Annotated in this window: 1 protein-coding gene; it reads right to left on the bottom strand. The window is 36.2% G+C overall.

The annotated features are described in order from the left end of the window. The coding region (locus ACI313_RS04100) for a toxin TcdB middle/N-terminal domain-containing protein (protein ID WP_439755345.1) at window positions 1-1,914 on the bottom strand (1,914 nt) is incomplete at its 3' end. Window positions 1,915-1,947 lie beyond the last annotated feature (33 nt).

A 1,947-nucleotide genomic window follows, 5' to 3' on the forward strand; every position in this document is an offset into this window, starting at 1 on the left:
GTCGTATTCCACCGCTCCGCTTGCGTTCCATCCTTCAACGCCGTTGACAAAGCCGGTCTTTGCCGTTCTGACGGCTCGACCAAGACCGTCAATCTGTAATACGGTCTGAATTATGCTGTCATCGTCCGCGTCAAATGTTACTTTATTGTTTGTCACGGCATACCATAATTCGTGATGTCCAAAAGAATCATTGTTCGGTGTATTATATTCATAACTTACCGCGGGAATTGTGCCCGTGTCGTAAGCAGTCCGAATTTCTTTTATTCTCTGCCAGCCATCATATTCATAGCGCAATTCATTTTTATTGCAGTCTGTTTCTTTTGTTTTTGTTTGAGTTTCAATATCATATTCAATAAAACTTTCATACGAGTCAGTGTCTTTTCCAGTCTGTAAAATTTTTGTTACAAACATATGCTCTGTGTCATCATATTCATAAATCAACATTGAACCGCGACCATCTAAAACTTTTTCTATGTTTCCGAAATCGTCATAAATTACATAATTTGATGAATAATTATACAAACTATAAAATTGTTTTAATTCAGTAAGTTCCCCATATTCATTATACTCACCTTGTCGCTTTCTTAATAATTTTTCATCACTATCATAAACACAAATCTCTTTTGGTAAGCCAATAATGTAATCTTTTATATTTGTATTATCATACGTAAATTCACCAACCAAAGTTTTTCCATCTGAAAAAGTTTGAGTCAGTTTTGTACAGTTTCCATATTCATCATATTCATATTCTATAAAATTATTAATTGACTGATTTTCGCCACTTGCTTTTTCATAAGTCCAGCTTTCCTCTTTTGTTGGAAGTGCATAAGGAGTTTCTCTGAGAATTGTTTCACTCATAGTAAGAATAGCCCCGTCTTTAGCATAAGAGCAACTCTTTTTAAGACTGCCTTTTGCGTAATATTCATTAGTGTTATATTCATCTACCTGATACGTTCCGTCAGCATTCGTCGTCTTTACGATTCTGAATCCGAAGAAATCTTTTTTCTGTCTGTCATAATAGCCGTCTTCATATTCATAAACAGTAGTTACAGAATGATTTCCGTGTTTTATCTCAGGAACAGTTTCGTTACAACCATCATTCATTGTAACTTTGCTTAGAACATATTTAAAGTTTGGATTCTTTGTTGTTCCATATTGCTCTGCATATTCCAGCCGGACATTTCCTCCTTGAGGCAGATTAATTCCTGTAAGCTGTCCATAACGACCGCTAATATTGCGTTTCCAATATGTTCCAAAGCCAGGAATGCGAAGAACATGATCTGCAAGGCCGTCTCCGTCCAGATCCATCATTTTTACAGAAGCACCGTTGATTGATGTAGATGCATTAGTTCCAGCTCCTCCAGAAACAGTAATGTTTATTGTTCCGCAATAAACACATAAAATGATAATATCTATTCCAATATTAACATTTGCTCCCACACTGCCACTCATTCCAAGAGTTACGCTTGTATTCCAATCCAAAGAATTAGAAAAGTTTTCTGCATTAAATCCAAACGGGTTAATTGAAACACTTGTCAAACCTTTGCTTGCGGCGGCACCAATTACCGGAATATCTTTTATCAACCCTAAATCAAATCCATTGCTATCAGCCTGAGTCAGAAATTTTTCATAATTATCTTTAACAAAATTCTTCCAACCGGGCAGCTCAATACCCTGTCTTGATGTAAAACCACAGCCTGTATTATAACGAACAGAAATTACAGAATTTCCGGCTGACATTTCCAAAATATCCTGTAAGCCATCTCCATTTATATCCATCATCATTTTCTCAGTATTTGATGTTGTCGAATTATAGGTTATCCCTATGGTTCCGTTAGCACCAGATTTGAGAGTCTTTGCTGCATATAAATCTGACGAACCTGTAACACCACCTATTCCAACACTGAAATTCATTCCAATGGATTGTGATTGACTTTCTGACATGTT

This window comes from Floccifex sp. (assembly GCF_051873495.1).
GTDB lineage: Bacteria > Bacillota_I > Bacilli_A > Erysipelotrichales > Erysipelotrichaceae > Floccifex.